This window comes from Novosphingobium sp. BL-A-41-Hi4A-0G, from assembly GCF_055521735.1.
This window is the reverse complement of sequence record NZ_JBVFVU010000004.1, coordinates 138783-163509: the sequence shown is the minus strand read 5'-3', so window position 1 is coordinate 163509 and position 24727 is coordinate 138783. Positions and strand designations below refer to the sequence as shown.

Here is a 24727-nt window from a genome sequence, read left to right as displayed (position 1 = left end):
GCCTCCAATTTGAATTCAGTCAGCGGCGAACGCGGCGCGGACCGTTCCGAGTCCGTTGATCCGGGCTTCGACAACATCGCCGCGCGCAACCCCGGCCATCGGCCCGAGCGCGCCCGACAGGATTACATCGCCTTCGAGTAACGGACGCCCCGCTTTGGCCATCACCCGCGCCAGCCACAGCGAGGCGGTGATCGGGCTGCCCAGACAGGCGATCCCGGCACCGACCGAAATCGGCTCACCCTTGGCTTCCATGACCATGCCGCAGCTGCGCAGATCGAGCCCGTCGAGCTTGCGCGGCACCGCGCCGAGCACGAACAACCCGCTCGAGGCATTATCGGCGATCGTGTCCCAGATCTTGATGTCCCAGTTTGCGACGCGGCTGTCGACGATCTCGATTGCCGGAACGACATATTCGACCGCGCGAATCATTTCGGCGGTCGTCATGTCGGGGTGGGGCAAATCCCGCCCAACGACGATCGCAATCTCGGCCTCAACCTTGGGCTGGATCACCTGGTCGAGCGACACCGGGATGCCTTCCGGCACGTCCATGTCAGCGAACAGCATCCCATAGTCGGGCTGATCCACCCCAAGCTGGCGCTGGACCGCGATCGAGGTCAACCCGATCTTGCGGCCGACCAGGCGCCGTCCATTGGCGAGGTAGTGCTTGGTGTTGGCTTCCTGCACGGCATAGGCGGCTTCGACGCCACCAGCCGAAATCAGGTCGCGGATCGGGCTGACAGGCTTCCCCGTTTCGGCCGCGCCGCGCAGGGCCAAGGCCGCTTGTTCGATAGTCTTGGAGTCGATTGTCATCGTCTTACAGCTTCACGCAAATGTTGGTGATCTCGGTGTAGAATTCGAGGCTGTGCACCCCGCCTTCCCGGCCGATGCCGGAATGGCCGGACCCGCCGAAAGCCGTGCGCAGATCGCGCAGGAACCAGGAATTGACCCAGCACACCCCCACGTCCATCGCCGCCGCCACGCGGTGTCCGCGGGACATGTTTTCGGTCCAGATCGAGGCGCACAGGCCGTAAACCGTATCGTTTGCAAGTGCGATCACCTCGTCCTCGCTGTCGAACGGCACGATACCGCAGCACGGTCCGAAGATTTCCTCGCGCATCACGGTATCGCCGTGGGCGACGTCGATCCACAGCGTCGGTTCCACGAAGAAGCCACCGGCTTCCGCACCCGAGATTTCGGGAACGCCGCCGCCGGTGACCACGGTGGCCCCGTCCTCGACCGCACGGCGATAGTAACCCAGCACTTTCTCGCGGTGCTCGGCGCTGATCAGCGGGCCGAGATAGGCGCGATCACCGGTCACGCCCGGCTTGAAGCCCTGCGCCGCCGCCGCCATCCGCGCCACGAAGGCGTCGAAGATCGGTCGTTCGACATAGACCCGCTCGGTTCCGAGGCAGACCTGCCCGGTGTTCAGGAAGACCGAGCGCGACAGACCCTCGACCGCCTTGTCGAGGTCGGCATCGGCGAACACAATCGCCGGGTTCTTGCCACCGAGTTCGAACGAAATGTCGCGAACGCCGATCGCGGCCTTCTGCATGATCGCCTGTCCGGTGCCGGTCTCGCCGGTGAAGGTGATGGCATCGACATCGGGGTTGGACGTGAGGAATTCGCCGGCCGAACCCGGACCGAATCCGTGGACGACGTTGTAGACACCCTTGGGCATGCCCACCGCGTTCATTACTTCACCCAGCAGGGCAGCAGTCCGAGGCGTTTCCTCGGACGGCTTGACCACCACGGTATTGCCGCAGGCCAGCGCCGGGCCAACCTTCCAGGTCATCAGCAGCAGCGGGAAGTTCCATGGGCAGACCACCGCGACCACACCCTTGGGCTTGCGCACGGTATAGTTGAGCGCCTGGCCGCCATCGGGGGTCGATGTGTTGAAGCTTTCGCCCGGCATTGTCGAGACGACATCCGCGAACATGCGGAAGTTGGCGGCCCCGCGCGGAATGTCGATATGGGACGCGACATGGCGCGGCTTGCCGGTGTCGGCCACTTCGGCAGCCAGGAAATCATCCGCTCGGCGTTCGATCTCGGTCGCCACGGCGGCGATCAGCTTGACCCGCTCGGCCGTGGTCATCTTGCCCCATGGCCCGGTAAGCGCTGCCTTGGCCGCAGCCACGGCGTCTGCGACGTCGGCCTGGCTTGCTTCGTGCACAACCCCGATCGCGGTGCCGGTGGCCGGATTGACGTTGGGAAACGACTTACCCTCGCTACCTTTGCGATAGGAACCGTCAATGAAGTTCAGGATAGTTTCGGTGACCGGAGAGGAGGAAGTTGAGGTCATTGGTGCATAATACCTAAGTTGGCCGGAGGCCATGGTGCGTCAGAATTGCCTTGCGCCGATCGCAGCGAGACCGGCGTTGGCGTATTCGACGTCCATCGCTTCGCTCCCGCCGGAAACACCGATCGCACCGACGAATACACCGGCGATTTCGATCGGCAGGCCGCCGCCGAACATTGCTAATCCCGGCTGCGCGACGATTCCGTCGCGCAGGGCCGGATTGCCGGAAACCATCGCATAGAGATCCGGCGTCGGGACGCGGAAGCTGGCGGCGCTGTAAGCCTTATCTTGCGCGATCTTTGCGGATGGCGAAGGGGAGCCGCTGGCGCGGACGAACGCGACCAGATCTCCCCCGGCGCCGACCACCGCGGCAACGACCGGACAGCCCGCCGCCGCACCCGTGGCAACGGCGGCAGCCGCTGCCTTGAGCGCCAGTTCGTGGCCTACCGTCCGGACCGAAACCACCCCGTCCATGATCAGGTGTTCACCGTCATGAAGCGGTCGTTCAGCGCCTTTTCGTAGTAGAAGATCGCCTTGCCGGCGCTCTCTGCCTGCCACATGCGCTGCGGATTGTCGGGATAATAGATGTAACCGCCGCTGAAGGTTTCGTTGCGGTTACCCGAGGGATCGAAGAAGTAGATCGTCTGGCCGCGGGTGATCCCGTGACGCGTCGGCCCGATATCGAGCGAAATATCGTAGCGGCTGATGATGTCGGCTGCATGGCCGACGTCGTGCCAGGATTCGAGGTTGAAAGAGGTGTGGTGGATCTTGCCGTCTTCGGGATAACCGAGGAAGGCAACATCATGCGCCTTGTTGCTGCAGCTCAGGAAGATGCCGAGGCGCGTCCCACTGCCTTCATCGACCAGCTCCTCGGTAACCGAGAAATCCAGCGCATCGACGAAGATTTTTGCGGATGCGGAGATGTCCACGCCATTCAGTGCGCAGTGATCGAATCGGGTGGCACGCATGCCGCGCGGTTCGACCACCCAGACATCGGGGTTCTTGACCGCCGGGCCGGTGGCCGACAGTTCCATTTCGGCGTAGAGTTCGAACACGTGCTGGGTTGGCGTGTTGAAGCGGATCTTGCGACCCACACCGGGGTCCGATCCGGCCGGGATCACATCGACATGGACGCCGATATCGAGCAGGCGCTCCGCGAAATGGTCGAGGTCGGCATCCTTGACGACCTTAAAGCCCATCACGTCCATCCCGGCTTGGTCGGCCTCGCGCAGGATAATGCTGTGCCGATCGAATTCGTCAAACGCCTGGAAAAAGGCGCGGTCGCCGTCGCGATTGACGAAATTCAAACCAATCCGGTCGCGGTAATGGCCAATAGCCTCATCGAGGTCGAGAACCCTGAGCTGCACGTAGCCAGGACGAATTACACCAGTTAGAGCCATGTCGACACTCCTTTCCGTTCAGCCTTTGAGACCATTCCTAAAGAACTCGGCAACCATCCGGTTGAAACTTGCCATCCGCTCGATCTGCACCCAGTGTCCGCATTCGGCGAACAGATGCAGATCGGCCCGCTTCATCAGCGTGGCGAGGCGTACGGTAGAATCGAGCGGGATCACCTGATCGGCAATCCCGTGCAGGATCAGGGTTTCGTGCGCGATTGCGGCGATGTCCTCCTCACGGCTGGCGAGCATCGCCACGTTGGCCTGGCGGTCGGCGCCGCCGAACGTTGCATGATAGGGTTCATGTGCTTCGGGCCGGGCGCTGGCGACATAGCGCGACTGAATCAGATCCTCGGTCAGGCGGCTGTGATCCCAGGCAAGGTACTTGAGCGATTCGCGCATCGCCTCGACCGAGGGTTCATAGCCCCAGACCTTGTCGAGCGCAGGGGTAATCGGAAAGTTGAGCCCTGCAGGTCCCATCAGAACGGCGCGCTCCACCCGATCGGGGTGGGCGATCATGAACGCCAGCGTGATCCCGCCGCCGAAAGAATTGCCGACGATCGAAACCTTGTCGATGCCCAGACCGTCGAGAAAGCCGGCGAGCTGATCGACCCAGACCTGCTTGTCCTCGATCCGGCCCTTGCTGTCCGAATAGCCGAAGCCGAACATGTCGGGCGCGATGACCCGGAAATCCTCGGCGAGGATCGGCATATTCAGCCGCCAGTTGGCCCAGGCTGTCACACCGGGGCCCGATCCGTGGACCAGCAGCACCGGGTCGCCTTCGCCGACGTCGTGGTAATTGGTCGAGCTTCCGCCGACAACCAGCGACCTACCGATTTCCGGACGTGCCGTGTCCAAAGTCGAGCGTGCCATGGTAGCCCTCCGATCCTTTCCCGCCTCGATGATTTTGCATTCGGCTGGACCTGGACGCCGAATCGCCGTCTCTGTCGCCAGCAGCCTCATCCATTGCACTATTTGAAACGCATTTGCAAATGAAGAACGACGTGGGCGACGGCAATCGCCGGCGCCCCGCGCTCTTCGATCAGATGAGACCTTCGGCCTGCAAGGCCGCCCCAACCGCAGGCCGCTGAGCAATCCGACCGCAATAGGCGCCCAGCGCGGGATAGGCGCTCATGTCGATCCCGACATGGGCAGGCCAGCCCAGCATCACGAACAGATAGATGTCGGCCACGCTAAAATCGGCGCCCACATAGTGCTCTTTGCCGGCGAGATCCTTATCGACCGCGGTCAAGTGATTCTTGACTGCGGTCGTAGCGGCTGCCTTGGCTTCATCGCTGGTGCCGGGCGTAAACAGGGGCACGAAGGCCTTGTGAAACTCCGAACCCAGGAAGCTCAGCCGGCTGAGCAGGCGGTACCGGTCCATGGTGCCGTCGCGCGGCGCCAGGCCGGCTTCCGGCTTCTGGTCGGCGATGTAAAGCAGGATCGCGGGATTTTCGGTCAGGGTTTCGCCGCTGTCGAGGGTCAGCGCCGGAACCTTGCCCGACGGGTTGACCGTCAGGAAATCGTCTCCGGTCTCGACCTTGCGGGTCGCCAGATCGACCTTCACCGCATCGAAAGTGGCGCCGGTTTCGCGCAGGGCGATATGCGGAGCGAGCGAACAGGCACCAGGGCTAATGAACAGCTTCATGGATAGTCTCCTTCTGGGAAAACAGGAAATTGGGGATTGGCTCAGATCGGGGTCGCCAACAGCGTGGCGATGCGCAGCGTGTCATAGATGCAGGTCCGGCTTTTCAGTCGAACGGTTCCACCGCTAAGATCAAACCGATCGACATATTTGCCGGCATTGTAGATGCGCGTTTCACCATCGTTACGGGTCTGGAAGACGACATAGCTGGCTTCAGCAGAAACCTGGTCGCCTTCCACGCCGGTGATCACCGCACGCCCGATCAGGTGCCGGTTGAAATGTTCGGGGAAGACGTTTGCCTTGCGCAGCGCGACAACCCGATCCGCCAGCATCCCTTTGCTGTCGCAATACATCACAGCTGCGGGCAAGCCGTTATCGACATTCTCGCGCGCGATCACCTGGTACAGGCAATCGTCAACGAACAGCGTGGGCCATTGCTCGAGCCGGTCATCATCAAGGCAAAGCCCGTAAGCCGCGTTGAAATCGTCGATCGCACTTTGCGCGACTTGCGCTACTTCGGCTGCAACGCTCATGCCCGGCCCTCCGCTGCGAGATCGGCCAAGGCATTGCCCATCAGCCCGAGATAGCCCTTCCAGAACCCGCGCACGGAATTTTCATCCATACCCATCGGGGCGTATGACGGTCGGACATCGTCCCCGCCCATCTCGACGAAGCTGCGCTTGCCTTCGGCACCGATCGTGCCCTGCTGGCACAGTTCGACCGCTTCGCCGTCTTCCATCGAAATCAACCCAGACGGTCCAACCAGGTTGAGGTTGCGAAGGCGGTGGCGAGTCGTTTCATCGTCATCGTCGGCATAGCCGAAATAGGTCCAGACCAGCTCGGTCTTGTCGGTCCCGTGGGGCACGATCTGCCTGGTGGCGAGGGTGTTCTGGATCTGCTGGACAACGACAGACGGGAAGATCGACTGGATGTGCAGTCCGACATCATCAGCGATCTCCGGGCGGAATGCCAGCAGGCGCTCGTCCTGCAACTTGGCCTCACCCTGCATCTCGCGGTTGGCCTCGTCACCGAACGAGCCGTAGTCGACATCGCCCTTGGGCTTAGACACGGTAAAGACGGTGTGGTAGCCCTCGTCCGAAACCAGACCCGCGCTTTCCTGGCTCTGGCGGTAGATGCCGAAAGTCGGATAGAACAGGTGCAACAGACCGCCGTGGTAGCTGTCACGACTGTTTTCCGAATAGAGCTTCCAGTTGCCGGCCATGAACTGCCGCGCATAGCCCAGAACCTTGACCGGGCGCTGGAAGACGCGCTGAATGTATTTGCGCATCACTGGACCCAGAAAGTCGTCGAGCGGGGCGATGGTCGAGTTGAAGGTGCCGAACACGAGGCCGCCGAATGTCTCGACCCGCAACCGCTCCAGCGAATGCTCGGCCATATTGAATTCCTTCGAATAGCCGCCCACGCCTTTCAGCCCCCGCCGGAACGGCACGCCGACAAGCGCACCGGTCGCGTCGTAGGCCCACTGGTGATAGACGCAGACGAACGCCCCGTCGGCCTGGTTGCCACGCAGCGAGCGGCACACGGTTGCGCCCTTGTGGGCGCAGCGATTTACCCAGGCATGGATGGTGCCATCGGTTGCCCGCGTCACCACCACCGGAGTATTGCCGACATGGGTCGAACGGAAATCGCCGCTGTTGGCCAGCTCGGCTTCGAGGCCGAGGTAGCACCAGGTCTGTCCGCGAAAGATGTTTTCCTGTTCGGCAGTGAAGATCGCTTGGCTGTGATAGACTGCGTAATCGACCGCAGTCGGCTCCGACCCCGCGGCGACGGGCATGGTTTCGGCGTTCATGGTCTTCTCCCTAAGCTTGTTCGAAACCGCGGCCCGAAGCGAGTCGTCCGCAAGTGCGCATCGCGCTCAGCATCATCGCGGCATCGGCCTTGCCGGTACCGACGATGTCGTAGGCGGTGCCATGGGCCACCGACATGTGCAGGTACGGCGGCCCCATGATGATCACGCTGTTGCCCGAAAAGCCCCAGGTCTTGACCGCGATGTGGCCCTGATCGTGGAACATCGCCAGGACCATGTCGTAGCGACCCTCGATGCAGTGGCGGAAGACCGAGTCAGGCGCGATAGGCCCTTCGACATCGATGCCCCTTGCCCGCGCCGCTTCAATCCCAGGCGCAATTTCAAGGCGATCCTCGTCGCCCATGGCATGTGGGTTGAGACCGGCAACCGCGATCCGCGGTTGGGCGATGCCCCACGATTGCATGGCCTCGTGCAGTTGCCCCACCGCCGTGGCGACGAGATCGGCTGAAATAACGTCGATCACTTGCCGCAGCGACATGTGGTCGGTGAGATGCGCAACCCTGAGCGGCCCGGTCAGCAGCACCAGATAGCTTTCGCCCGGGGTCGGGCTGATGACCCTGTCGAGCTTCTTGGCCAGTTTAAGCGAACCAGTGCTGATCGGCCCCATGATCGTGGCGGCGAAAGAACCGTCGCGGGCCAACGCGTCGAGCTCATCCAGCCATTGCGCGGTGGCGTGCCCGGCGGCCTCGGTGTCCTCGCCCAGGGGCAGAACGCCATCGGGCAGCGCGCCGGTATCGATGACGTCGATGATCGCGGGATCGTCGCTGGGTTTTTCGAAGCCGCGCATCACCCGCAGCCGTGCCTTGGTGCCAGTGAAATCGAGCGCCCGCTCTACCGCCGCAGCAGACCCGACCAGCACGGGGATCGAATCCGTGTGTACGGCACCGTCGGCCAGCGCCCTGACAGCCACTTCGGGTCCGATCCCGGCGGGATCACCGATCATCGTCCCCACGACGGGGCGCACCCGCTCAGAGGCTGTAGACATCGGCTACTTCTTGGAACAGATCGGTGACGACAATCGTCTTCTTGCGGCGGATCACGAACGAATCATCCCGAGGTTCGAGATCATAGAAGGCCCACCCGCTGAGAGTGGCGACTTTGCCTTCCAGCACCGAAACCGTGGTCCAAGACGTCCGCGCATGCACCTGGCCATCGCTCTCCTCAGCAGACAGCAGGGAGAACTGGTGAACCGTGCGTGGCTGCGGCGTGCTCGCCGCCGAGCGCCGGGTCCTGATCCGGAACACCCGATCCTCAAGCCCGCCCCGGTTGGGATAGTAGATCAGCGAGACTTCGTTCTGCGGATCCGCAGTCGGCCGTTCGTGATCGTCCCAGGCTGGAACCCAGTATTCCGCCTCTTCGTGATAGAGCGCCAGCCAGGCATCCCAGTCCTTGTCGTCAAGCGCCATGGCTTCCTGACCGATGAAGCGGGAAACCGCCAGCCAGCGCGAATGGAATGCGGTCATCATGCCTTCTCCAGCGAACGCTCAAGGAAGGCGGCAAGCTCGCTGCACTCGCTGTCGATGGCCTTTTCCATGAGCGTGAGCCACTCGTCATGGATCGCCACATAGAGGCCTTCGTCGGCAACCGCCGGGCTGCTCAGCACCACATTGAAATCGAGCGGCTCGCCGAACTTGCCCGGGCCGGTGTCCCAGCGCGTCGAACCGCGCGACATCTCGTTGTAGCGGCCTTCGCCGGCGCCATAGCCGGTCTGGCAGTTGTTGAATTCGGTCAGGTCGTCCGGGGTCGCCATGCCGGTCGAATTGAAGAAATCCTCATACTGACGCAGCCGCAGGGCACGCGCCTCGGCGCTTTCGCCGACCGGGGCGATGCACACCGTGCTGACTTCGGTCTCATCCACCGCCAGCGGCTGGATGATGCGGATCTGAGTGCTGGTCTGGTCCATCAGGAAGACGTTGGGAAACAGCTGCAGGTTGCGGATGCGCTTGTTCATCCACTTGGCCTTTTCGGCGCCGTAGGACTCTTCGAGCCAGTCGATGATCTCGAAATTGGGGCGATCCATGAAGTTGGCATAGTCGGCCCACAACACCGTGTGTCCGTTGTGGAACGAGAACGACCCGCCATCGCGCGCGGTGAAGCCATTGAAGCTAATCGCCTTGGTTTCGTTCTTCGAAATGCCTTCGACGCGGCGCTGAACCGTCATGAAGTAGTTGGCGTGCGTGGTCATAACGTGATAGCCGTCGAGCCCGTTCTCGACCTGCATCTTCCAGTTGCCGTGATAGCGGTAGCGGTTGGTTCCGGGCAAAACTTCCATTGCGCCGGACTTCGACTGGTCCACCAGGATATCGATGAAATCCCGCGCGCCGGCGAGGTGATCGACCAGCGGGACGACATCGGCGGAGAGGCTGGCAAAAATGAAGCCGCGGTAGCTTTCCACCCGGGCGACCGGTTGAAGCCCGAAATCAGCGCGATTGAATGCCTCCGGATAGCCCCCGATGCTCTCATCGGTGACGTCCAGCAGGTCGCCCCCGGACGAGAACGTCCAACCATGGAACGGGCACATGTGGTTGCGCTTGTTGCCGGCCCGCTCGCGGCACAGGCGCGCGCCACGGTGCGAACAGGCATTCACGAAGGCGCCGACATCGCCGGACTTGTCGCGGGTCACAAGGATGGGGACGCGGCCGATTTTCGTGGTGATGAAATCGTTCGGCTTGGAAACCTGGCTCTCGTGCGCGAGGTAGACCCAGTTCCGCTCGAAGATGTACTTCATCTCGAGCTCAAACAGCGCAGCTTCGGTGAAAGCGGCGCGGTCCAGCTGGAAGATCCCGCGCTCGTGATCCTTCTTGAGCCAAGCGCGCATGCGCTCTTTCAAGCCCTGCAAGTCGGCAATCCTGCCGCCGATTTTCTCAGTGAGTTCCATCGATCCTCTCCCGTTCTGTGCGTCGGGCACCCAATACCTCCGCGAATCAACCGCAGATCGCACACGGCTATTACCTCATCCCATCATTTCGTGCAACGTATTGCACAATGAAAAACGTTCTGGTAGGTAATGAGTCAGAAATGGCTGAAACCGGCGGCTTGAATCGAAGCAAGGCGGCCAGCAAATCGCAAAATGACCCCGTTTTGGGGTGAATTGGGAGAGTTTGAACTATGTCGGTCGTCACCGAACTCGGCTATCTTGGTCTTTCCGTTTCCGATCTCGCTGCCTGGCGCGCTTACGCCGCCGAAGTCGCCGGCATGGAAGTCGTCGATGAAGGCGAAGGGGATCGGCTCTATCTGCGAATGGACCTTTGGCATCACCGCATCGTTCTGCACGCTGATGGCAGCGATGACCTGGCTTACATGGGCTGGCGCGTGGCCGGGCCGCAGGAATTCGCCGCGATGCAGGAAAAGCTGAGCGCGGCGGGAATCCCCTTCACCGTGGGCACCGAAGCCGAGGCGCGCGAACGCCGGGTTCTCGGGCTGCTCAAGCTGGCCGATCCGGGCGGCAACCCGACCGAGATCTTCTTCGGCCCCCAGGTCGATACGCACAAGCCGTTTCATCCTGGCCGTCCGATGTTCGGCAAGTTCCTGACCGGCTCGCAAGGGATCGGGCACTGCATCCTGCGCCAGGACGATGTCGAGGCGGCGGCCCGGTTCTATGAACTGCTCGGCCTGCGCGGGTCGGTTGAATACCATCTCCACCTGCCCAACGGCATGGTCGCCCAGCCCTATTTCATGCATTGCAACGAGCGCCAGCACTCGGTCGCCTTCGGCCTCGGACCGATGGAAAAGCGCATCAACCACCTGATGTTCGAATACACCGATCTCGACGATCTCGGCATGGCTCACGACATTGTGCGCGGGAAGAAGATCGATGTAGCGCTGCAGCTTGGCAAGCACGCCAACGATCAGGCCCTGACCTTCTATTGCGCCAATCCGTCGGGTTGGTTGTGGGAGTTCGGCTGGGGCGCCCGCCACTCGACCGGCCAGCAGGAATACTACACCCGCGACATCTTCGGCCATGGCAACGAGGCGGCTGGCTACGGGATGGACATTCCGCTGCTCTGACAATCGCCCATTTTGCTCGATTCTTGACAGGACAACAGGTCAACCATGTCAAACAAATTGCGACTCTGTGAAGCTGCCAGCGTGAAGGACGGCGAGCCGGTTGCGGCATTCGCAGAGGGAATGCCCGCCCTTGCCGTCTACAATGTCGATGGCGAGATTTTCGTTACCGACAATCTTTGCACCCACGGCAATGCCATGCTGACCGACGGATATCAGGATGGCGACATCATCGAGTGTCCGTTCCATGGCGGCTCGTTCGACATCAAGACCGGCGCAGCCAAGGCCTTTCCCTGCCAGGTGGCGATCGCGTCCTATCCGGTCGAAATCGAGGATGGCTGGGTCTGCATCACGAAGCCCGAAGGAGCAGCATGATGGGCCTTCCCACCCTTGAGCAGATGCAGTTTCAGCATGCCGCTGCGCAACTTAATGCGCTTCATGCGGAACTGATCGATGACGACCGGTTGGAAGAATGGCCTGACCTGTTTGAAGAAAAGTGCCAGTACAGTGTGATCTCAGCGGAGAACCACAATCGTTCACTGAACCTGGCTGCGGTGTTCTGCGACAGCCGCGGCATGCTGGTCGATCGCATCGTCTCTTTGCGCCGCGCCAATATTTTTCCCGCGCACAGCTACCGGCATATTCTCGGTCCGACCCGCGTGAAGTCGACCAGCGGGCAGATCGTCACCACACAGACCAACTATGTGGTCCTGATGACGCGCAACGACGGTCAGACGTCGATCTACAATTCCGGAAAATATGTCGATCAAATCGACGTTTCCGGGGCTGCCCCGCGCTTCCTTTCCAAGACCGCGATCTTCGACACCCACCTCATCGATACGATGATGGTCCGCCCGATCTAGCTGCAAAGTTGAAAGCACCCAATTATGTCCATTCCCCAGCAAACAGACGCCTTGGATCAAGCCCCGTCCACTGCAGGATGCCGGGTTCCGTACCGCGTTTTCACCGATCGCCAGTACTACGATCGCGAACAGGAGAACATTTTCAAGGGTAACTGCTGGTCCTTCGTCGGACTTGAGGCTGAAGTTCCGCAGGCGGGTGATTTCAAATCGACCTTCGTGGGCGAAACACCGGTGATCCTCACGCGCGACAGCGACGGCTCGTTGCATGTCGTGGTCAATCGCTGCGCCCATCGCGGCGCCCTGGTCTGCCGCGAAATGCGCGGCAACCGCGCAAGCCTGGAATGCGTCTACCACCAATGGGCCTACGATCTGAAGGGGAACCTGATCGGGGTACCCTTCCGCCGCGGCCTCAAGGGACAGGGCGGGATGCCGGGCGATTTCGACATGTCCCAGCACAATCTTCGCCAGCTGCGCACCGAATCCGTTGGCGGTCTGGTGTTTGCCTCATTCTCCGAAACTGTCGAATCCTGCCGCGATTTCCTCGGCCCGATCGTGGTCGAGCAGATCGAGCGGATCATGTGCAAGCCGATCACCGTGCTGGGCGACCAGCGCCAGCGGATCCGCGGGAACTGGAAGCTCTACGCCGAGAACACCCGCGATCCCTACCACGCGAGCCTGCTGCACCTGTTTCACAACACGTTCGGTCTCTATCGCTCGACCCAGACAGGTAAGGCATTGATGGATGCCAACAAACGCCACTCGCTGCTCTATTCGATCGCGGCCAGCAACGACGATGCCGCCGACAAGCAGGCCTATGGCGATTCCCGCACCTTCGACACCGAATTCAAGCTGCAGGACATGTCGCTGCTGAAAGGTCGGCAGGAATTCGCGGACAATGTTACGCTGGTGATCCTCGCGGTCTACCCCAACCTGGTCCTCCAGCAGATCCAGAACACTCTCGCGGTGCGCCAGACGGTGACCTACGGGCCGGATGAATTCGAGCTCGTCTGGACCCATTTCGGCTACCAGGACGACGATGCGGAAATGCAGGCCATCCGGCTCAAGCAAGCCAACCTGATCGGCCCCGCCGGGCTCATTTCGATGGAAGACGGCGAAGCGGTGGAAATCGTCCAGAACGCCATCGTCGGCGAGGCAAGCGCGACGTCCTACATCGCGATGGGTGGCGGCCGGGCCGAGGATGCCGACCATCTCGTCACCGAGGGCGCGATCATCGGCTTCTGGGACAATTATCGCGAAATGGTCGGCTTTGAGGTGGAGCCGACATGACCCGCACGATCGACTTCTACTTCGATTTCATCAGCCCGTTCAGCTACCTTGCGCAGCTCAAGCTGCCGGAGATCGCGCGGGCAGCGGGATGCACGGTCGATTACTGGCCGATCGACATTCCCGAAGCCAAAATTGCCGCCGGCAACTATGGCCCGTCCAATCGCGAGGTATTGCCCAAGATCAAGGTCATGAAGGCAGACCTTGAGCGCTGGGCCGAGCGCTATGGAGTGCCCCTCACCTTTCCAGCCAGCTTCGCTTGCGCAGACTGGAATTGCGCGGTGCTGTTCGCCCGCGAGCACGGTAAGGCCGAGGCATTTGTGACCGATGCCTACCGCCGGATCTGGGGCCAGGGGATCGATCCCGGCGACCGCAACGAACTGGCCGCATGCGCGATAGCAGCGGGGCTTGATCCCGCGGCGCTGATCGCTTTCGTCGAATCGCCCGCCGGCCAGAACGAATATCGCAAGGCCCGGAGCCAGGCGATCCAGCGCGGCGTGTACGGTGCGCCGCTGATGTTCGTCGACGACCAGATTTTCTGGGGAAATGACCGATTGGATTTTCTTGCCGAGTATTTGAACAATTCAAAATAAGCAATTCGGTTACATAGGGGAGGTTTGCATGAAAAAGTATGGCTGCTATTTCGTTGCCTTGATGGGAGCGACCGCGCTGACGCCGCAGATGGCCTTGGCACAAGACATCACAAGCGAATCGGACGAATCCCACGCTACCGACACGGGCCTAGGTGACATTATCGTCACGGCCACTCGGCGCGAGGCCAGGCTGCAAACCGTGCCGGTTGCAGTTACTGCGGTTACCGGCGACGCTCTGGCTTCCGCCGATGTTTCGACGGTCCGCTCCCTCACTCAGGTTGTGCCGGGCTTCATCGGCAGCCGTAATATGGGCGTCTTCCAGCCGGTGGTCCGCGGGGTCGGCTCAACCGGCATTTCGGTTGGTGATGAACCCAATATCGCAACCTACGTCGACGGCGTCTATCAACCGGAATCGGCCGCCAACTGGATCGACCTGGTCGAGGTCGAACGGGTCGAGGTGCTGCGTGGCCCGCAGGGAACGACCTTTGGCCGCAATGCCACCGGCGGACTGATCAACGTAATCACCCCCGATCCCAGCTTCGACTTCCGCGGCAAGGCTTCGCTGCGCGTGGGGCGGATGAGGCGCGATGCCGGCGATTACGATGCCCGGCTCTATTTCACCGGCCCAATGAGTGACAAGGTCGCGGCTGATTTTGCCGCGCTTTTCCGCAAGAACGATGGCTATATCGACGATCTGGTCCGCGGCGGCACACTTGGCAACCAGCGCGTCATCGACCTGCGTAGCAAGTTGCTGTTCAAGCCGACCGACAATTTCAAGGTGGTCCTGACCGGGGAATACTTCAATCAGGAAAGCACCACCAATTCGCCGCAACCGCTGGACGGCAACACCGCGGGCCGCAACTGGCCGGGCGTGATCGTACCGACCGATGCCTGGCAGGCGTCGTTGACCGAGGTTCCGCTGCTCAATCTCACAAGGTGGAGCTTTGCGCTGCACACCCGGCTCGATCTGGGCAGTGTGATGCTTGAGACCACCTCTGGTTTCCTCAACCTGCGCTGGCAGCAGACCACCGATGGCGATGCCTCGAACATCAAGCTTTCGAACTTCCCGGCAGTGTTTGAATCGGAGTCGGGCAGCCAGGAAATCAAGCTGAGTTCGGCCAACCCCGGTCGCTTCCAGTGGCTGGTCGGCGGCTATTTCTACCAGTTCGGCGGCGGCGCGCCGGTGCTTCAGCCTTGGTCCACGACCAACCCGGCCTCGCCCCTGGCGGGTCCGTCGCTCACGCCGAAGCTTGATGGGCGCTCATTCGCGGGCTTTGCCGAAGGCACCTATGAGGTTCAGCCGAAGCTGTTCCTCACTCTTGGCGGGCGTTACACTACCGAGACGCGCTGGTTTAGCCAAAGTAACAATGGCGTATTGCTGGTCGATGACGTTTCAAAAACGTTCAACAAGTTCAACTACAAAGTCGGTGTCCGTTATGAGGTGACCGACAAGACCAACGTCTACGCCACCTACAGCACCGCGTTCAAAAGCGGGGTGTACAACATGGCGGCAACCGGCGGCACCCCGGTCAACCCGGAAAACATCAAGGCGGCTGAATTCGGGATCAAGTCCGATCCGCTGGACTGGCTGCGCACCAACCTTGCCGTCTATTATTACGACTACAAGGATCTGCAGCTTCAGTCGAAGGCCCCGACCGGCCCCGGATACATCCTGCAAAACGCCGCCAATGCCGAAATCTATGGCGGCGAGTTCGAGACCACCATCAGCCCGGTCCGCGACCTGAGGCTGCGCGCGGCGGTTGCCTATACCCATGCCCGCTACAAGGATTTCCCCAACGCCCAGGGATTTACGCCGATCGTCAGCGGCAATGGCGACTTTGCCGGCAACGTGGCGGCGCCGTTCGATGCATCCGGCAAGGTCATGACCCGGGCGCCGGAATGGTCGGGTAATATCGGGTTTGATTGGGGCCATGACGTCGGCAATGGCCGCGTCACCCTGGCAGGCAATCTCCTGTGGAGTTCCCGGGTCTATTACGACTTTGCCAACAGGTTCTCGCAGCGGCCCTACACCCTGTCCAACCTTTCGATCAATTGGCAGCCCGAAAGCGAAGCCTTCAAGGTTGGGCTGTGGGTGACCAACTTGACCAACGAAAAGGTCTTTCAGACCATACGTCCCGGAACGTTGGGCACCGACGGGTTCTACGAACAACCGCGCAAGATCGGGATGACGATCGAGACCAAATTCTGAGAACCTGATCCGAAACTCGCGAAAGAGCCATTTTCAGGCCGGCACCGAACGATCCGAAACGAAGTTTCGGATCGGGCGCCTAATCAGCATAACATGAGGGAGAATGCAAAATGCCAAACCGACTAATGTATTTCAGGAAGGCCTTCCTGCGTGCCAGCGCCTCGGCTATGGTCGGATACATCGGGCTTGTGCCGATTTCGGCGCATGCACAGGATGCCGCAGCAAGCGAGCCCCAGGCCGAGGAGCAACAGACCGGCGGCCTCGAAGAGATCACCGTGACAGCGCGCAAGCGGGCCGAGAACCTGCAGGAAACACCAGTCGCGATCACCGCGATGACCGGCGGAATGCTCGAGGAACGCCAGGTCACCAACGTAGCAGAAGTCGCAAAATTCGCGCCGAACGTGAACATCTCGCCGGTCGCCAACATTTCGGGTTCGAGCGCCTCGATCACCGCGTTCATCCGCGGCGTGGGCCAGACCGATTTCAATATCACCGTCGACCCGGGCGTGGGCGTCTATGTCGATGGCGTCTATGTTGCCCGCTCGGTTGGCGCGCTGCTCGACATGGCCGACGTTTCGAGCGTCCAGGTCCTGCGCGGGCCGCAGGGCACACTGTTCGGCAAGAACACTATCGGCGGCGCGATCGTCGTCAATTCCGTCGAACCGCAGAACGATTTCGACATGAAGCTCGAAGCGGCGACCGGACGGTTCAACCGCGCCGATTTCAAGGGCATGATCAACGTACCGCTGAGCGACACTCTCGCAATGCGCGCGGTTGCTTCCTATGAAACCCGCGACGGCTACCAGAAGCGTTTGTTCGACGGAGGCCGCCAGGGCAATAAGGACAGCTTCGGCGGACGCATTGCGTTCAAGTGGGAGCCGACCGACAAGCTGACCGTCAACCTGAGCGGCGATATCAATATCAGGCGCGAAGAAATGGCTGCTTCGACGCTGGTCAACCTTTTCGAATCGCCCAACCTGCTGCAGGTTGTCGACTTGAATGGCCGAACCGTGGTTTTCCCCAGTTCGACTTATGCTTGGAACAAGTTGCAGGGCGGCGCAGGTTTCTGCGGTGCGGACGGGCAACTGGCACCGGTCAACGACCCGCGCTGCGCCACCACGCAGTGGATCACCGGCGATATCGATTCAACCTGGTCCGGTGCCAAGAACCAGTCGGATTTCGACCTGTGGGGCACGAACCTGACGCTGGATTATGATTTTGGTGACATCAACCTGAAGTCGATCAGCTCCTATCGCGATCAGAAGGCCACGATCCAGTTCGACTTCGACGGAACGCCACATCCCTACCTCAACCTGACAAACAATATCGATCTGTGGCAGGCTTCGCAGGAATTCCAGTTGACCGGCAGTGTCCTGAATGATCGGGTGAAGTTCGTTCTGGGCGGCTATTACCTGAAGGAAAAGGGCCAAGACAAGAACAACCTGCTGTTCGGCTTCGCTGACTTCTTCAGCGGCGGCAAGATCGACAACGACAGCTATGCTGCCTATCTGCAGGCAACGATCAAGGTGACCGATCGTCTTTCGATCACGCCGGGCATCCGCTATACCGACGAGACCAAGCGGTTCGATCCTTCGTTCCAGACCATCAATGTTGATTACACTGCTCCGCTTGGGCAGGCCGGCATCATCCCTTACCCCCAGGGCGTGTTCATCGCCTTCAGCCAGTGCGTGACCGGCCAGCCAGTGCCCTTGCTGGTGACCGATCCGGCGAGCCCGCTGTTCGGCTTCCCGCTGCCTGGAGGCTGCGCACCAGCCGCCACTAACCCTGGTGGAAACCACACGATGCCGGCGGTCCAGGTTGCCGCCAAGGCCAAGGAATGGACGCCGGCAATTTCGGCTGACTACAAGATCACCGACGATATCCTGGTCTATGCCTCCTATTCCAAGGGTTTCAAGAACGGCGGCTTCACGCAGCGAATCTTCCCGGCTGAACAGGTTGCGCCGTCGTTCAGGCCCGAATTCGTGGAATCATACGAACTCGGCCTCAAGACCGAGCTGCTGGATCGCCGCCTGCGGCTGAACCTCGCCGCGTTCATGTCAAACTACGATGACATCCAGGTCGTCGTCAGCGAAGGCATCGCCCCCCGGGCACGAAACGCCGGTTCCGGCCGGATCAAAGGCTTTGAAGTCGAAGGCGAGGCGGCTCCGACCGATTGGCTGCGCCTGACCTTCGGCGTTGGCTATCTTGATGCCTATTACCGCTCCATTGATCCGCTCGCGTTCCCCGTGAACCTGAACTCGAAGTTCGCCTTCGTGCCGGAATGGACCGGATCGGCCTCGTTCAACGCCGACGTCTATGAAGGTGACATGGGCAAGCTGACGCTGCGCGGAGACTGGTCGTACCAGAGCGAAACCTTCAAGGATGCGGTCAACAGCCCGCAACTGCGCCAGCCTGGCTACAGCGTCTTCGGCGCCAGTGCTTCGTTCACCGAGAAGAGCGAGCACTTCACCGTGACCGCTGGTGTGACCAACCTGACCGACGAACGCTATATCCAGGGCGGTTACGTAGATCCGTTCGTCGCCGGGACAGCGTTGGCAACCTATTCGCGCCCGCGTGAATGGTTCCTCAAGCTCGCCTATAAGTACTGACACTTACCACCCCCGAGGGCGGCGGTCCGCCGCCGCCCTCACCCTTCTGGTGGCACCGACCAAGAGCCTGCCAGACACCTCGCCGCCCAATTTGGTATTGGCAACTTGTCTTGCGGCCAAAGGAGCAATGTCTTGGGCGTTACGATCCCCCCGCTCGAGCGCAGCGATTTCCTGACCGGCCAACCACTTGTCGACGGCACCGAGATCTGTGCCGGCTCTACCTACGCGGTCACTAACCCGGCAACCGGCAAAACGCTGGCGAATGTCGTCAAGCTGGGCGCTGCCCAGACGCGTCGGGCAATTGAAAGCAATTCCCGCGCCTTGATCGATTGGCGCAAGCGGCCCGCTCAGGAACGCGCGCGCCTGCTGCATGACTGGCTGGCGCTGGTCCGGCTCCATCGCCACGATCTTGGTTTGCTGATGACCGCCGAACAGGGCAAACCGCTGGCCGAAGCGCTGGGCGAGGTCGATTACGCCGCAAGTTTCATCCAGTGGTTCGCTGAAGAGGCGCGCCGTGTCTATGGCGAGGTCATTCCGGCCAGCGCTGACCGGCGGATCGTCGTGATCCGTCAGCCGGTCGGCGTGGCGGGCGCCATTACGCCGTGGAACTTTCCCGCCGCGATGATCACCCGCAAGGTCGCGCCTGCACTGGCGGCGGGCTGCACCGTGACCCTCAAACCGTCCGAACTCACCCCCATGACCGCTTTCGCTCTGGCGAAGCTCGCTCGCGAAGCGGGCGTTCCGCCCGGCGTGTTCAACGTGGTCTGCGGGGATGCGCCCGAAATCGGATCGGTCCTGACCAGCCATCCCGATGTTACGAAGTTCACCTTCACCGGTTCGACCGCGATTGGCAAGCTGTTGACCGCTCAATGCGCTGCCACGCTCAAGCGGGTTTCGATGGAACTGGGCGGCAATGCCCCGCTGCTGGTGTTCGACGATGCCGATCTCGATCAGGCTGTCGAGGGGGCGATCGCCTCGAAATTCCGTAACACCGGACAGACCTGCGTTTGCGCCAACCGGATCCTCGTGCAAAGCGGCATTCATGACCGCTTCGTCGAGGCGCTGGCCGCCAGGGTCTCCGCGTTCCGGGTCGGAAACGGCCTTGAAGGTGCAACCGACCAGGGACCGTTAATCACCGCATCAGCCTTGGCCAAGGTTCAGGGACATGTCGCCGATGCCGTGGCGCAAGGTGCCCAGCTGGTCACCGGCGGCAAGAGACACGAGGCCGGAGAACTGTTCTTCCAACCAACTGTGCTGACTGGAGCGAGACCGGCGATGCGGCTGGCGGACGAGGAGACCTTCGGGCCGGTGGCCCCGGTGTTCCGTTTCGAAACCGAGGCCGAAGCGCTGGCGCTTGCCAACGCCACGCACTCGGGGCTGGCGGCCTATGCCTTCACCCGCGACATTGACCGCGCCTGGCGGGTTTCCGAAGGCCTTGAGACCGGGATGGTCGGCTTGAACAGCGGCATCGTCTCGACCGAGACCGCCCCGTTTGGCGGCATCAAGGAATCGGGACTGGGCCGAGAAGGTTCGCGACACGGTATTGAAGAATTCCTGGAGATGAAGACCATCAGTGTTGGGGTCCGGCCCGAGAGTCCGGTGTAAGCGGAATGCGGTCCCAAGGAGTCAAGATTTTCGTTGCCCAATGCGGAATGCATTGTATGATGTCGATAAAAGAGCGGGAGATGGAATTCAGCATGCCCTTCAAGGTTAGGCCTTACGCGACCTTGACCGCCCAAAACGCGCAGGAAAGTCTCCTGCCGTGAAGCGCATGGTCGTGGGGATTACCGGCGCAACCGGCTCGGTCTATGGTCTTCGCCTGCTTGAGCTGCTGCGCGAGACGGGCGGTTGGGAAACCCATCTGGTAATGTCTCCGGCTGCGCTGCTCAACATTCGCGAGGAACTGCCCGAAGGCAAAGCCCGGCTCGAAGCGCTGGCCGATGTGGTGCACAACGTCCGCAACGTCGGCGCCTCGATCGCCAGCGGTTCGTTCGTATGCGAAGGCATGGCGATTGCGCCCTGTTCGATGCGCACGCTGGGCGCGGTGGCGCACGCCCTGTCCGACAACCTTATCACCCGCGCGGCCGACGTGATGCTGAAGGAACGGCGCCGCCTGGTGATGATCACCCGCGAAGCGCCGCTCAACCTGGCGCACCTGCGCAACATGACGGCCTGCACCGAAATGGGGGCGGTGATCTTCCCCCCGGTGCCGGCCTTCTATGCGCGGCCGACCTCGCTGGCCGACGTGGTCGATCACACCTGCATGCGGGTACTGGATCTGTTCGGGCTTCATGCGAAGTCGGAGAAACGCTGGCAAGGCCTTAGCAAAGAGGCGGCAAGCCTTGTTCCGGGTGCTGGGCAAATGGAAGGGAATTGAGAATGGCGTGGGATGTCAGCCGTCGCACGGTCATGAGCGGTGGCGCCGTGGGTGCTGCCGTTGCCGGTCTGGGGATCGGCCGCAGCGCCTTGGCGCAGCGGCCGCGCAAGATCATCGTCATCGAGGAGACGCACGTTCCCGAAAGTCGACTATTTGCCGAAACCTTTACCAATTTGGGGTGCGCAGCGCAGGTTGTCCGGATCGACCGGAGCTTCAACGGCCTGCTGCATGAACTTGAAGCGGTTGAAGGCGTGCTGGTCGGCCTTACTTCCGATCCCGCGGCGATGATCGCCGAGCAGATCCTGGTGGCCGGCGGCGCCCGCCCGCTACTACAGTGGACCCATCAATACCGCAAGCTGCGCTGGGAACACAAGACTGTTGGCGCGCCAACGCTGCTTGCGCGGGCTAGCGTCGGCTGGCCCAGCGTTCTTGCCTACCACATGCAGGATGCGCTCGTCGGCGATCGCCAGGATGCCGAACTGCGGTGCCAGTCAGGAGGACATTGCGGCCTCGATGGCAAGAGCCCCGGCATGCTGGTTTCATGGGCATTCGAAGTGGGAGTACAGCAGTCGTGAGTACGCGCATGCCACAAGGCGTCGACGCCGCAACCTTTACCAAGGCTCTGGACGAATTAGCGGCTATCGTCGGCAAGGAATGGGTCTTCGTCGATGAACTGCCGCTGTCGGCCTATCGCGACGCCTATTCACCGCTGGCCGATGGCGAGATGCTGCCCTCGGCTGCTGTGGCACCGGCCAACATGGAACAGATTCAGCAGGCGCTGAAGGTATTCAACGCTTACAAGCTGCCGATCTGGACATTCGGCAACGGCCGCAATTTCGCCTATGGCGGCCCGGCCCCGCGCCAGTCCGGTTATGTCATGTTCGACCTCAAGCGGATGAACCGCATTCTCGAAGTCAACGAGAAATACGGCTATGCGCTGGTCGAACCGGGCGTTTCCTATTTTCAGCTTCACCGCCATCTGCGCAAGATCGGCAGCAAGCTTTGGGTCGATCCTGCGGCACCAGGTTGGGGCGGCGTCATGGGCAACGCGCTTGAACATGGCGCGGGTTACACCCCCTACGGCGATCACTTCGTTATGCAGTGCGGCATGGAAGTGGTCCTTGCCGACGGTCAGGTCGTCCGCACCGGTCAGGGCGCGATCGAGGGGTCGCAGCATTGGCAATCCACCAAGCATGCAGCCGGCCCGCATTTTGATGGCATGTTCACTCAGTCCAATTTCGGCATTGTTACCAAGATGGGTATCTGGTTGATGCCCGAACCGCCGGGCTACAAGCCGTTCATGATCACTTACGAGCGCGAGGAAGACCTTGCCGCAATCTTCGACGCGGTCAAACCGCTCAAGGTTAACCAGGTGATTCCCAACGCCGCGGTGGCGGTCGATCTCTTGTGGGAAGTGTCCGCCAAGACCACGCGCCGCCATTACTTCGATGGCAAGGGCCCTATCCCGGATTCGATCCGCAAGAAGATCGCGTCGGATCATGGCCTGGGCATGTGGAACTTCTACGCCGCGCTCTATGGTCCGCCGCCGATCATCGAGAACAACTGGAAGCTCGTCGAGGAAGCGATGATGAGCATTTCGGGTGCCAAGCTGCACCTCAACCGCGAAAACGATCCCGCCTGGGATTATCGCGTGCGGCTGATGCGCGGCGAGCCGAACATGACCGAATTCAGCATCATGAACTGGATCGGCGGCGGCGGGCATATCAACTTCTCGCCAATCTCGGCACCCGACGGCAAGGAAGCGCTGAGCCAGTATAACCTGATCAAACAGCGCTGCCACGATTTCGGGTTCGACTATATCGGCGAGTTCCTGGTCGGCTGGCGCGACATGCACCACATCCTGATGATCATGTACGATCGCGCCGACGACGGCATGCGCAAGAGCGCCTATGACCTGTTCGGCAAGCTGGTCGACGAGGCAGCCGGTGCGGGCTTCGGCGAATACCGCACCCACCTCGCCTTCATGGACCAGATTGCCAAGACCTATAAGCACAACGATGGGGCGCTGTGGGACCTGCACCACCGTCTCAAGGACGTGCTCGACCCCAACGGCATCCTCTCCCCCGGCAAGCAGGGGATATGGCCCCAGGCGATGCGCAACCAAGCGTAATCACACGGCCGGCTGAACAAAGACTTCAAGGATTGACGACCATGACGCAAATTGAGCACTGGATTGGCGGCACCGCCGTGGCTGCAACGGGCGGGGCCTATTTCGACGATCTTAACCCGGTCGATGATTCGGTCTATTCCCGGGTTCCCGCCGGCACCGCGGAAGACGTGAACCGCGCCGTGGAGAACGCGCATCAGGCCTATCTCCAGCATCGCGATCTGCCCGCCGCAGTGCGCGAAGGGTGGATCGCGAAAGCCGCCGAAATCATGGAGCGCGATACCGCCAAATTCGCCGACGTGCTGGTCGACGAAATCGGTTCGCCGATCGCCAAGGCCGGGTTCGAAACCCGCTTCGCGGTCAGCTTCCTGCGCGCGGCGATCGGCGTGCCGCGCCGGATTCGGGGGGAAACGATCCCTTCGGACACCCCTGGGCGGTTCAGCATGAGCCTGCGCCAGCCGGTCGGTGTGGTCGCCGGGATTACCCCGTTCAACGTGCCGCTGATCAAGGGGATCAAACAGTCGGCCATGGCCCTGGCCACAGGCAACGCCTTCGTGCTGCTACCCTCGGAAGCCGCGCCAATGATCGCCGATCTGCTCGCTAAATTGTGGAAGGAGGCCGGCGTTCCCGACGGCTTGTTCAACGTGGTCTACGGCAATGGCGCGGAGATCGGCGACGTGCTGACCGGCCATCCCAAGGTCGCATCGATAACCTTCACCGGGTCCTCGCGCGTCGGCAAGCACATCGCCGAAATCGCGGCCCGCAACCTCAAGAAGTACACGCTGGAGCTGGGCGGCAAGAGCCCGCTGGTGATCTGCGCCGATGCCGATCTGGACAAGGCGGTCAACGCCGCGCTGTTCAGCATCTTCATGTACCAGGGCCAGGTCTGCATGGGGGCTTCGCGGATCTATGTGGAACGGTCGATCTTCGACCAGTTCACCAAGGCCTTCGCCGCCGCGACAGGCCGCGCCAACAGCGGCGACCTGCGCGATCCTACCACCATGCTGGGCCCGATAATTTCCGAACGCCAGCGCGACCGCGTCCGCCGCCACATCGACGATGCCCGGTCCAAGGGCGCCGCGGTGCTGGCCGGCGGCGAGTGGAGCGGAAACAGCTGCGCGGCCACCATCCTGAGTGGCGTTACCGCGGAAATGACCGTGTTCGAGGAAGAGACCTTCGGCCCGGTCACCTCGCTCTTTCCGTTCGACACACTTGAGGAAGCCCTCGAACTCGCCAACAACACCGAATACGGCCTCAGCGCCTCTATCTTCACCCGCGATCTCGACAAGGCGCTGGCCTTTGCCCAGCGGGCCGAAGCGGGGATGGTCCACATCAACGCGCCGACCCTGCACGACGAGCCGCACGTTCCGTTCGGCGGAACGAAGGCCTCTGGGTTCGGGCGCGAAGGCACCGAAGCCGATCTCGAGATCATGACCGAATGGAAATGGGTCACGATCCAGTCGGCGACTGAGGGCGGACACTGACAGGCGGGA

General features: G+C 61.6%; 23 protein-coding genes. 12 read left to right on the top strand and 11 right to left on the bottom strand.

From position 1 onward, the window contains the following. Window positions 1–15 precede the first annotated feature (15 nt). The 11 genes from ACZ1JX_RS21655 to ACZ1JX_RS21605 all read right to left on the bottom strand — a co-directional run bounded on the left by ACZ1JX_RS21655 (window position 16) and on the right by ACZ1JX_RS21605 (window position 10044). Complete coding sequence (locus ACZ1JX_RS21655) at window positions 16–810, bottom strand: fumarylacetoacetate hydrolase family protein (protein WP_010891017.1); 795 nt, start codon at window positions 808–810, stop codon at window positions 16–18. Between the two features lie 4 nt (window positions 811–814). Continuing rightward, on the bottom strand, window positions 815–2299 hold the full coding sequence (locus ACZ1JX_RS21650; RefSeq protein WP_011906647.1) for a 2-hydroxymuconic semialdehyde dehydrogenase: 1485 nt from the start codon (window positions 2297–2299) through the stop codon (window positions 815–817). 39 nt (window positions 2300–2338) lie between these two features. Then, window positions 2339–2770: a GlcG/HbpS family heme-binding protein gene (locus ACZ1JX_RS21645; protein ID WP_010891019.1), complete on the bottom strand. Its 432-nt coding sequence runs from the start codon at window positions 2768–2770 to the stop codon at window positions 2339–2341. Window positions 2771–2772: 2 nt separating this feature from the next. Next, on the bottom strand, window positions 2773–3696 hold the full coding sequence (locus tag ACZ1JX_RS21640; protein ID WP_010891020.1) for a catechol 2,3-dioxygenase: 924 nt from the start codon (window positions 3694–3696) through the stop codon (window positions 2773–2775). An 18-nt stretch (window positions 3697–3714) separates the two neighbouring features. Further along, window positions 3715–4566 (bottom strand): alpha/beta fold hydrolase, encoded by an 852-nt coding sequence (locus ACZ1JX_RS21635; RefSeq protein WP_010891021.1) that lies wholly within the window; start codon window positions 4564–4566, stop codon window positions 3715–3717. Between the two features lie 169 nt (window positions 4567–4735). Further along, the gene (gene gstA / locus ACZ1JX_RS21630) at window positions 4736–5341 is read right to left on the bottom strand and encodes a glutathione transferase GstA (protein ID WP_010891022.1); all 606 of its coding nucleotides are present in this window, start codon (window positions 5339–5341) and stop codon (window positions 4736–4738) included. 41 nt (window positions 5342–5382) lie between these two features. Next, window positions 5383–5871: an aromatic-ring-hydroxylating dioxygenase subunit beta gene (locus tag ACZ1JX_RS21625; RefSeq protein ID WP_010891023.1), complete on the bottom strand. Its 489-nt coding sequence runs from the start codon at window positions 5869–5871 to the stop codon at window positions 5383–5385. After that, on the bottom strand, window positions 5868–7148 hold the full coding sequence (locus ACZ1JX_RS21620) for an aromatic ring-hydroxylating dioxygenase subunit alpha (protein ID WP_010891024.1): 1281 nt from the start codon (window positions 7146–7148) through the stop codon (window positions 5868–5870). Before ACZ1JX_RS21620 ends, ACZ1JX_RS21625 begins: the two co-directional genes overlap by 4 nt. A gap of 10 nt (window positions 7149–7158) precedes the next feature. Then, window positions 7159–8151 (bottom strand): PdxA family dehydrogenase, encoded by a 993-nt coding sequence (locus ACZ1JX_RS21615; protein ID WP_010891025.1) that lies wholly within the window; start codon window positions 8149–8151, stop codon window positions 7159–7161. Then, window positions 8135–8629 carry an aromatic-ring-hydroxylating dioxygenase subunit beta gene (locus ACZ1JX_RS21610; RefSeq protein WP_010891026.1) on the bottom strand — a complete coding sequence of 165 codons (495 nt, stop codon included), beginning with the start codon at window positions 8627–8629 and terminating at the stop codon, window positions 8135–8137. The genes ACZ1JX_RS21615 and ACZ1JX_RS21610 overlap by 17 nt, the downstream gene beginning before the upstream one ends. Beyond that, on the bottom strand, window positions 8629–10044 hold the full coding sequence (locus tag ACZ1JX_RS21605) for an SRPBCC family protein (RefSeq protein ID WP_010891027.1): 1416 nt from the start codon (window positions 10042–10044) through the stop codon (window positions 8629–8631). The genes ACZ1JX_RS21610 and ACZ1JX_RS21605 overlap by 1 nt, the downstream gene beginning before the upstream one ends. A gap of 230 nt (window positions 10045–10274) precedes the next feature. Between ACZ1JX_RS21605 and bphC the strand changes: the two genes are divergently transcribed. From bphC to ACZ1JX_RS21545, 12 genes are all read left to right on the top strand, one after another. Continuing rightward, complete coding sequence (gene bphC, locus ACZ1JX_RS21600) at window positions 10275–11174, top strand: biphenyl-2,3-diol 1,2-dioxygenase (RefSeq protein WP_010891028.1); 900 nt, start codon at window positions 10275–10277, stop codon at window positions 11172–11174. 45 nt (window positions 11175–11219) lie between these two features. Beyond that, window positions 11220–11546 carry a non-heme iron oxygenase ferredoxin subunit gene (locus ACZ1JX_RS21595; protein ID WP_010891029.1) on the top strand — a complete coding sequence of 109 codons (327 nt, stop codon included), beginning with the start codon at window positions 11220–11222 and terminating at the stop codon, window positions 11544–11546. Next, window positions 11543–12034 carry an aromatic-ring-hydroxylating dioxygenase subunit beta gene (locus tag ACZ1JX_RS21590; RefSeq protein ID WP_011906644.1) on the top strand — a complete coding sequence of 164 codons (492 nt, stop codon included), beginning with the start codon at window positions 11543–11545 and terminating at the stop codon, window positions 12032–12034. Before ACZ1JX_RS21595 ends, ACZ1JX_RS21590 begins: the two co-directional genes overlap by 4 nt. Window positions 12035–12058: 24 nt before the next feature. After that, complete coding sequence (locus ACZ1JX_RS21585) at window positions 12059–13321, top strand: aromatic ring-hydroxylating dioxygenase subunit alpha (protein WP_010891031.1); 1263 nt, start codon at window positions 12059–12061, stop codon at window positions 13319–13321. Continuing rightward, entirely contained in the window at window positions 13318–13911 is a 594-nt protein-coding gene (locus tag ACZ1JX_RS21580; protein WP_010891032.1) for a 2-hydroxychromene-2-carboxylate isomerase, read from the top strand. The genes ACZ1JX_RS21585 and ACZ1JX_RS21580 overlap by 4 nt, the downstream gene beginning before the upstream one ends. A 28-nt stretch (window positions 13912–13939) precedes the next feature. Continuing rightward, window positions 13940–16120 carry a TonB-dependent receptor gene (locus ACZ1JX_RS21575; protein ID WP_011906643.1) on the top strand — a complete coding sequence of 727 codons (2181 nt, stop codon included), beginning with the start codon at window positions 13940–13942 and terminating at the stop codon, window positions 16118–16120. Window positions 16121–16230: 110 nt separating this feature from the next. Next, window positions 16231–18729: a TonB-dependent receptor gene (locus ACZ1JX_RS21570; RefSeq protein WP_011906642.1), complete on the top strand. Its 2499-nt coding sequence runs from the start codon at window positions 16231–16233 to the stop codon at window positions 18727–18729. A gap of 132 nt (window positions 18730–18861) precedes the next feature. After that, complete coding sequence (locus tag ACZ1JX_RS21565) at window positions 18862–20334, top strand: NAD-dependent succinate-semialdehyde dehydrogenase (protein ID WP_010891035.1); 1473 nt, start codon at window positions 18862–18864, stop codon at window positions 20332–20334. A gap of 157 nt (window positions 20335–20491) precedes the next feature. After that, window positions 20492–21106, top strand: coding sequence for a UbiX family flavin prenyltransferase (locus ACZ1JX_RS21560; RefSeq protein ID WP_010891036.1), 615 nt, complete (start codon window positions 20492–20494; stop codon window positions 21104–21106). Between the two features lie 2 nt (window positions 21107–21108). Beyond that, window positions 21109–21681, top strand: coding sequence for a hypothetical protein (locus ACZ1JX_RS21555; RefSeq protein WP_010891037.1), 573 nt, complete (start codon window positions 21109–21111; stop codon window positions 21679–21681). Further along, complete coding sequence (locus ACZ1JX_RS21550) at window positions 21678–23237, top strand: FAD-binding protein (protein ID WP_010891038.1); 1560 nt, start codon at window positions 21678–21680, stop codon at window positions 23235–23237. Before ACZ1JX_RS21555 ends, ACZ1JX_RS21550 begins: the two co-directional genes overlap by 4 nt. A gap of 41 nt (window positions 23238–23278) precedes the next feature. Then, window positions 23279–24718, top strand: a complete 1440-nt coding sequence (locus ACZ1JX_RS21545; RefSeq protein WP_010891039.1) for an aldehyde dehydrogenase family protein — start codon at window positions 23279–23281, stop codon at window positions 24716–24718. Window positions 24719–24727: the final 9 nt, after the last annotated feature.

What these genes read in the sequence shown, in the direction of transcription:
- ACZ1JX_RS21655 (WP_010891017.1), bottom strand. Translation starts at nt 810, where the DNA reads ATGACAATCGACTCCAAGACTATCGAACAAGCGGCCTTGGCCCTGCGC.
- ACZ1JX_RS21650 (WP_011906647.1), bottom strand. Translation starts at nt 2,299, where the DNA reads ATGACCTCAACTTCCTCCTCTCCGGTCACCGAAACTATCCTGAACTTC.
- ACZ1JX_RS21645 (WP_010891019.1), bottom strand. Translation starts at nt 2,770, where the DNA reads ATGGACGGGGTGGTTTCGGTCCGGACGGTAGGCCACGAACTGGCGCTC.
- ACZ1JX_RS21640 (WP_010891020.1), bottom strand. Translation starts at nt 3,696, where the DNA reads ATGGCTCTAACTGGTGTAATTCGTCCTGGCTACGTGCAGCTCAGGGTT.
- ACZ1JX_RS21635 (WP_010891021.1), bottom strand. Translation starts at nt 4,566, where the DNA reads ATGGCACGCTCGACTTTGGACACGGCACGTCCGGAAATCGGTAGGTCG.
- gstA (WP_010891022.1), bottom strand. Translation starts at nt 5,341, where the DNA reads ATGAAGCTGTTCATTAGCCCTGGTGCCTGTTCGCTCGCTCCGCATATC.
- ACZ1JX_RS21625 (WP_010891023.1), bottom strand. Translation starts at nt 5,871, where the DNA reads ATGAGCGTTGCAGCCGAAGTAGCGCAAGTCGCGCAAAGTGCGATCGAC.
- ACZ1JX_RS21620 (WP_010891024.1), bottom strand. Translation starts at nt 7,148, where the DNA reads ATGAACGCCGAAACCATGCCCGTCGCCGCGGGGTCGGAGCCGACTGCG.
- ACZ1JX_RS21615 (WP_010891025.1), bottom strand. Translation starts at nt 8,151, where the DNA reads ATGTCTACAGCCTCTGAGCGGGTGCGCCCCGTCGTGGGGACGATGATC.
- ACZ1JX_RS21610 (WP_010891026.1), bottom strand. Translation starts at nt 8,629, where the DNA reads ATGACCGCATTCCATTCGCGCTGGCTGGCGGTTTCCCGCTTCATCGGT.
- ACZ1JX_RS21605 (WP_010891027.1), bottom strand. Translation starts at nt 10,044, where the DNA reads ATGGAACTCACTGAGAAAATCGGCGGCAGGATTGCCGACTTGCAGGGC.
- bphC (WP_010891028.1), top strand. Translation starts at nt 10,275, where the DNA reads ATGTCGGTCGTCACCGAACTCGGCTATCTTGGTCTTTCCGTTTCCGAT.
- ACZ1JX_RS21595 (WP_010891029.1), top strand. Translation starts at nt 11,220, where the DNA reads ATGTCAAACAAATTGCGACTCTGTGAAGCTGCCAGCGTGAAGGACGGC.
- ACZ1JX_RS21590 (WP_011906644.1), top strand. Translation starts at nt 11,543, where the DNA reads ATGATGGGCCTTCCCACCCTTGAGCAGATGCAGTTTCAGCATGCCGCT.
- ACZ1JX_RS21585 (WP_010891031.1), top strand. Translation starts at nt 12,059, where the DNA reads ATGTCCATTCCCCAGCAAACAGACGCCTTGGATCAAGCCCCGTCCACT.
- ACZ1JX_RS21580 (WP_010891032.1), top strand. Translation starts at nt 13,318, where the DNA reads ATGACCCGCACGATCGACTTCTACTTCGATTTCATCAGCCCGTTCAGC.
- ACZ1JX_RS21575 (WP_011906643.1), top strand. Translation starts at nt 13,940, where the DNA reads ATGAAAAAGTATGGCTGCTATTTCGTTGCCTTGATGGGAGCGACCGCG.
- ACZ1JX_RS21570 (WP_011906642.1), top strand. Translation starts at nt 16,231, where the DNA reads ATGCCAAACCGACTAATGTATTTCAGGAAGGCCTTCCTGCGTGCCAGC.
- ACZ1JX_RS21555 (WP_010891037.1), top strand. Translation starts at nt 21,109, where the DNA reads ATGGCGTGGGATGTCAGCCGTCGCACGGTCATGAGCGGTGGCGCCGTG.
- ACZ1JX_RS21545 (WP_010891039.1), top strand. Translation starts at nt 23,279, where the DNA reads ATGACGCAAATTGAGCACTGGATTGGCGGCACCGCCGTGGCTGCAACG.